Annotated in this window: 5 protein-coding genes and 1 pseudogene; 2 read left to right on the top strand and 4 right to left on the bottom strand. The window is 73.1% G+C overall.

Features of this window, described 5'->3' with window-relative positions; all coding sequences use genetic code 11:
- Nucleotides 1-486 (bottom strand): annotated as a pseudogene (locus tag G3I40_RS18510) (3-oxoacyl-ACP synthase); the annotation flags it as partial.
- Nucleotides 487-867: 381 nt separating this feature from the next.
- Between G3I40_RS18510 and G3I40_RS18505 the strand changes: the two are divergent.
- Nucleotides 868-2334 (top strand): AlkA N-terminal domain-containing protein, encoded by a 1467-nt coding sequence (locus G3I40_RS18505; RefSeq protein ID WP_164303248.1) that lies wholly within the window; start codon nt 868-870, stop codon nt 2332-2334.
- Between the two features lie 12 nt (nt 2335-2346).
- Nucleotides 2347-2841, top strand: coding sequence for a methylated-DNA--[protein]-cysteine S-methyltransferase (locus G3I40_RS18500; protein ID WP_164303247.1), 495 nt, complete (start codon nt 2347-2349; stop codon nt 2839-2841).
- Here G3I40_RS18500 and G3I40_RS18495 read toward each other — a convergent pair.
- The 3 genes from G3I40_RS18495 to G3I40_RS18485 are packed head-to-tail and all read right to left on the bottom strand — an operon-like array spanning nt 2838 to nt 5995.
- On the bottom strand, nt 2838-3584 hold the full coding sequence (locus G3I40_RS18495; RefSeq protein WP_164303246.1) for a Sir2 family NAD-dependent protein deacetylase: 747 nt from the start codon (nt 3582-3584) through the stop codon (nt 2838-2840). The two genes, G3I40_RS18500 and G3I40_RS18495, sit on opposite strands and share 4 nt — an antisense overlap.
- Before the next feature lie 15 nt (nt 3585-3599).
- Nucleotides 3600-5042: an MFS transporter gene (locus G3I40_RS18490; protein ID WP_164303245.1), complete on the bottom strand. Its 1443-nt coding sequence runs from the start codon at nt 5040-5042 to the stop codon at nt 3600-3602.
- A complete protein-coding gene (locus G3I40_RS18485; RefSeq protein ID WP_164303244.1) occupies nt 5039-5995 on the bottom strand; it encodes a nucleoside hydrolase in 957 nt (318 codons plus the stop codon). Before G3I40_RS18485 ends, G3I40_RS18490 begins: the two co-directional genes overlap by 4 nt.
- Nucleotides 5996-6279: the final 284 nt, after the last annotated feature.

Here is a 6279-nt window from a genome sequence, read left to right as displayed (position 1 = left end):
GTCCGCGGGGTCCACGAGCGTCGAGTAGACCTCGGCGGCGACCAGCAGCACGCGCCGCGCACAGCCGGCGGCGAGGGCACCCGTCGCCGTGGCCAGCCCGTAGCCGAAGCCGCTGCACGCCGCCGCGACGTCCCAGGCGGCGACCTGCCCGAGACCGAGACGGGCCGCCAGGTGCGGCGCCATCGCCGGCATCGGCCGGTCCGGCGTCGAGGTCGCCACGAGGACGGTGTCCGGCTCGGGGCCGTCCAGCTCCGCCAGGACCCGCCGGGCCGCCTCGAAGGCCAGATCGCCGGTGCGCAGCCCCTCCGCGGCCCAGTGACGGGTGGCGATCCCGGTGCGGCGCCGCACCCAGGCGTCGTCGACTCCCCAGGCCGCCGGGAGCTCGGCATTGGTGACCCGGCGCGGCGGCACCCAGCCCGCGAGCCCTTCCAGAACCGCGGTGGCGCGGTCGCAGGAGGCCCCTGGGGGACGGTCGACTACGGTCACTCGAACCTCGCTCTGTTCCTGGTGGCGGCCGTGTTCGGCCGCCGGGGAAACGGATCAGCAGCACGACTGTAGGCACAGGAAAGTGCGCCGGGAACCAGCCATATCTTCCGAACAGCTCCTCTTTTCAACCGAGTTGACGAATTATCCGCAGGTCAGGGGCGCGCGTAGCGAAAAGGGGGCGGGCGGAGCGCGTCCGCGCGCCCCGCCGGTGTCACCCGGAGGGACGCGCGCCCCCTCCCGTGTCCGCCCCGGAGGGCCGAGGACGATGTCGGATTCTCGCCAGCCGAGCCGCTCACCATGCCCGATCCTTGAGGCATGCCCACCGACAAGGCACTCGCCCACCCGGACACCGCCGCGGACGCGGTCCACGGCACGGCGGCCATGCACACCGACACCGAACGGTGCGTCCGCGCGGTGCAGGCCAAGGACACCCGGTTCGACGGGGTGTTCTTCACCGCCGTCCTGACCACCCGCATCTACTGCAGACCCGGCTGCCCCGTCGTGCCGCCCAAGCCGCGCAACATGGTGTTCTACCCGAGCGCCGCCGCCTGCCAGCAGGCCGGATTCCGGGCCTGCAAGCGGTGCCGCCCGGACACCAGCCCCGGCTCCCCGGAGTGGAACCAGCGCGCCGACCTCACCGCCCGCGCCATGCGGCTCATCGGTGACGGGATCGTCGACCGCGAGGGCATCCCCGGCCTGGCCCGCCGCCTCGGCTACAGCGAACGGCAGATCGAGCGGCAGCTGAACGCCGAACTCGGGGCCGGCCCCCTCGCCCTCGCCCGTGCCCAGCGCGCCCAGACCGCGCGGTTGCTCATCGAGACGACGGGGCTGCCCATGGCCGACATCGCGTTCGCGGCCGGCTTCGCCTCGATCCGCACCTTCAACGACACCGTCCGCGAGGTCTTCGCACTCTCCCCGAGCGAACTGCGCACCCGCGCGCCCAAGGGCAGGCCGAGCGCACCCGGCGCCCTCGACCTGCGGCTGCCGTTCCGCGCGCCGCTCACCCCCGACAACCTCTTCGGGCACCTCGCCGCCACCGCCGTACCCGGTGTCGAGGAGTGGCGCGACGGCGCGTACCGCCGCACGCTGCGGCTGCCGTACGGGCAAGGCATCGTGGCCCTGACCCCCGGCGCCGAGTACGTCGGCTGCCGCCTGACCCTCACCGACCAGCGCGACCTCACCGTCGCCATCAGCCGCTGCCGCCGGATGCTCGACCTCGACGCCGACCCCGTCGCCGTCGACGGCCTGCTGCGCACCGACCGGCTGCTCGCGCCGCTCGTCGACAAGGCGCCGGGCCGCCGCGTGCCACGTACCGTCGACGAGGCCGAGTTCGCCGTGCGCGCCGTCCTCGGCCAACAGGTCTCCACCGCGGCCGCCCGCACCCACGCCGCCCGCCTCGTGCAGGCCCACGGCGAACCCGTCGAGGACCCCGAGGGCGGCCTCACCCACCTGTTCCCGGAGCCGGCCGCGCTGGCCTCGCTGGACCCCGCGTCGCTGGCCCTGCCGCGCAGCCGCCGCACCACGCTCCTGACGCTGGTACGCCAACTCGCCGACGGGGCACTGACCTTGGGGCCCGAGTCGGACTGGGCCGAGGCCCGCGCCCGGCTCGCCGAGCTGCCCGGCTTCGGCCCCTGGACCATCGAGGCCATCGCCATGCGCGCCCTCGGCGACCCCGACGCCTTCTTGCCCACCGACCTCGGAATGCGGCGCGCCGCACAGGAGTTGGGCCTGCCGCACACCCCCGCCGCGCTCACCGCGCGGGCCGCCGCCTGGCGCCCCTGGCGGGCGTACGCGACCCAGTACCTGTGGGCCACCGACGACCACCCGATCAACTTCCTGCCCGCGTAAGGACGTACGACCATGAGTCACGCGACGAAACAGCACACCGTCGTCGACAGCCCCTACGGACCGCTCACCCTCGTCGCCACCGACGGCACGTTGTCCGGCCTCTACATGACCGAGCAGCGCCACCGTCCCGCCGAGGAGACCTTCGGCGCCCGCGACGGGCGCCCCTTCGGTGCGGTCATCGACCAGCTGGAGGCGTATTTCCAGGGGGATTTGAAGGAGTTCGACCTCCCCCTCGCGCTGCACGGCACGGACTTCCAGCGCTCCGTCTGGCAGCAGCTCCAGCGGATCCCGTACGGCGAGACCCGCACCTACGGCGAACTCGCGAAGGCACTCGGCAACCCGGCCGCCTCCCGCGCCGTGGGCCTGGCCAACGGCAAGAACCCCGTCAGCGTGATCGTGCCCTGCCACCGGGTGATCGGCGCGGGTGGGGACCTCACCGGCTACGGCGGCGGCCTGGACCGCAAGCGCCGCCTGCTCGACTTCGAGCGCGGCACGGCCCTCTTCTAGCGGGCGGCCAGCTCGCCGAGCAGCCGCGGCAACGCCGTCCCGATCGGCTCCCGTACGACCTCGTCGGCCACCTCGTCGTACGGGGTCGGCTCGGCGTTCACCACCACCAGACGCGCCCCGCGCTGCGCGGCCAGCCCTGCCAGGCCCGCGGCCGGGTGGACCTGGAGGCTGGAGCCGACGGCGAAGAAGACCTGGCAGGCCTTCGTGACCGCGACGGCCTCGGCGAGCACCACGGGGTCGAGACTCTCGCCGAACATCACGGTCGTCGACTTCAGGATGCCGCCGCAGACCGGGCAGCCCGGGTCGTCCTCGCCCGCCTCGACACGGGCGATCGCCGCCTCCATCGGGCCGCGCTCACCGCACTGCGTGCACAGGAACTGCCGTGCGGAGCCGTGCAGTTCGAGCACCTTGCGGTCCGGCAGTCCCGCGCGCTGGTGCAGCCCGTCGACGTTCTGCGTGAGGACCCGCACGGGCACGCCGGACCGTTCGAGGTCGGCGATCGCGCGGTGCGCGCCGTTCGGCTCGGCGGTGAGGGTGACGGCCCGGCGCCGCACCTGCCAGGCGCGGCGCCGGATCTCCGGATCGTTCATGTAGTACGCGTACGTGACGAGCTTCTCGGCGTCCGGATCCTTGCGCCACACCCCGTTGGGCCCCCGGTAGTCGGGGATGCCGGAGTCGGTGCTGATGCCGGCACCGGTCAGGATCGCGACGAGGGGCTTGCCGGAGGAGGGTGAGGCGGTCATGGCGTCGAGGGTAGGTCAGGCCGCCGCCTCCGCGTCCACCGGTTTCGGGATGAGCAGCGACGTGAACAGGGCCGCCACGAGCAGGACGAGGCCCGCGACGACTCCGGCGCTGTAGCCGCCGACCGAGGTCGTGTCGGCCGGGGCGACGGCGTCCATCGCGGCGTACAGGACCACGAAGCTCAGGCCCGCGCCCAGGTTGAAGCAGCCCGCGTTCAGGCCCGGCAGGAAGCCCGGGTTCTCCTTCGGGGAGAGCACGATGCCCAGACCGTTCAGCATGATGTTGGCCATGCCCGCGTAGGCCGCGCCGAGCAGGATCGAGACCGTGAGCAGCAGGCCGGGGGAGTCGGTCTGCAGGGTCAGCAGGGCCAGGACGGTGGCGGCCGCCGTGGCCACCAGCCCGATCCGCAGGATGCGGCCGTAGCCGAAGGTGGCGGCGAGCCGTCCGGCGACCGGGCCCATGGCCAGGCCCGCGAGCGCGTACGGCGTCAGCGTCCACCAGGTGGCGCCCTCGGCGCCGAGCCCGAGACCCACCGCCGTGTCCTGGGCGAAGCCGGGCAGCAGGCCGTTCATGAGGGCGAAGACGCCGGTCATGGTGAGCATCGTCGACAGCAGCAGCGCCCACGTGGCGCGCCGCTTGAGCAGGTGCGTGGTGACGAGGGGGTGCTTGGCGCGCTGCTCCATGCGCCAGAACGCCCAGAAGGCGAGCGCCGCGAGGACCAGCAGACCGAGGGCCAGCGGCCAGTTCGCGTCGGCCAGCTTGCCCGCCTCGTTGAAGGCGATCAGCAGGGCGCCGACGGAGACGACGAGGAGCGCGACGCCCGGCCAGTCCATGGGCGGCCGGATCTCGGCGCGCGAGTCGGGTGCGAGGAACCGTACGAGCACGGCCGCGAGGGCGGCGAAGCCGGTCATGACCCAGAAGATCGAGGCGTAGCCGTGGTGCTCGGCCAGCGAGCCGCCCGCGAACGAGTCGACGCCCGCGATGCCGCCGTTGACGGCCGTGACGATGCCGAGGAGCGTGCCGTACTTCTTCGGGTCGGGGACCTCGACCCGAAGCATGATCAGCGCGAGCGGGATCGTCGGGCCCGAGGCGCCCTGGACGACGCGGCCCACGGCGAGCGTGCCGACGGACCCGGCGAGCGCGGAGATCACACAGCCGACGGCCATCAGGACCATCATCCCGGTGAGCACCTTGCGGCGGCCGATCAGGTCGCCCAGGCGCGGCAGGAAGAGGGAGAACAGCGCGGCCGCGGTGAAGAAGGCCGTCTGGGTGACGCCGATCGCCGAGGCGGTCGTGTCCAGCTCGTCGGCCATCGTCGCGAGGGCGGGGCTGAGCATCGAGGCGTTGAGCTGGAAGGCGAAGCTGGCCGCGAGCAGGGCGGCCATGAGGGCGCCGACCCGGGCCGGGCGTCCCGCGCGGGAGTCACCGGCCGGGGTGTGGGGGGAGGCGGAGACGTTCATGCGGTGCTCACTCCGGTTTCTCCGATGCGGACGAGGGCGTCCACGACGAGGTTCCAGAAGCGGTCGTGGTCCAGGTCGACGGCGACCTGGGTGTGGCAGTCGTCGGGCGCGGGGGAGCGCAGGTCGGTCACGGTCATGCCGAGGGTGAGGGCGCCGCGCAGCTCGATGTCGACGGGCGCCCTGCGTACGGTCATCACGCCCGGGTCGATGACGTAGGCGACGGCGCACGGGTCGTGCACCGGCGGGTGCGCGAAGCCCTGGTTCTCGCGGTAGGTCTCGCGGAAGAAGTCGAGGAGTTCGAGGACGAAGCGCGCGGGCGCGGTGCCGACCGCCTTGATCTTCTCCTCGACGGCGGGGGTCGCGAGGGCCTGGTGGGTGAGGTCCAGGCCGACCATGGTGACGGGCCACGACTCGTTGAAGACGATGTGGGCGGCCTCGGGGTCGATGACGATGTTGAACTCGGCGACCGGGCTCCAGTTGCCCTCGTGGTAGCCGCCGCCCATCAGCACGACCTCGCGGACCCGCTCGACGATGCGGGGCTCCTTGCGGGCGGCCAGCGCGATGTTCGTCAGGCCCGCCGTCGGCACGATCGTGATCTCGCCCGGCTCGTGCGCCATCACGGTGTCGATGATGAGGTCGACGGCGTGCCGGGGGTCGAGCGCGAAGGCGGGGGCGGGGAGATCGGGCCCGTCCAGGCCGCTCTCGCCGTGGATCTCCGGGGCCGTCTCGATCTCGCGGACCAGGGGGCGCGGGCAGCCCGCCGCGAACGGGACCCCGGTGATGCCTGCGATCGCCGCCACCGAGAGGGCGTTGCGGGTCACCTTCTCCAGGGTCTGGTTCCCGACGACGGTGGTCACGGCGACCAGATCGACGTCGGGGTTGCCGTGGGCGAGGAGCATGGCGATCGCGTCGTCATGCCCCGGGTCACAGTCGAGAATGATCTTCCTGGCCACCGGTATGAGCCCCTTTGCTCCGCTGGGAAAAACTGTCCACGCAAAGCTCACCTGTCGCCACACGGGTTTGTCAACGCGCGTAGATGTCCGAGTGTCCCAGGCCACTCGGCCGCCGTTTCCCCGGCGTGTCCGGCCGCGTACCGACCGTCGTCCCGCCGCGGAACGGAAGGGACCGCAACGGCACGGCACGGCGCGCAGGCGACGGCGGCCGGGAGGGCGCGAGGGAGGGTCCACGGTCCGCCGGCTGCGGACAGGGCCGGCCGGTCACCGAGTCACCCCGGGGC

The organism is Streptomyces sp. SID14478 (genome assembly GCF_010548525.1).
In the GTDB taxonomy this organism is placed as follows: Bacteria; Actinomycetota; Actinomycetes; order Streptomycetales; family Streptomycetaceae; genus Streptomyces.
This window is presented reverse-complemented; position numbering and strand designations above follow the sequence as displayed.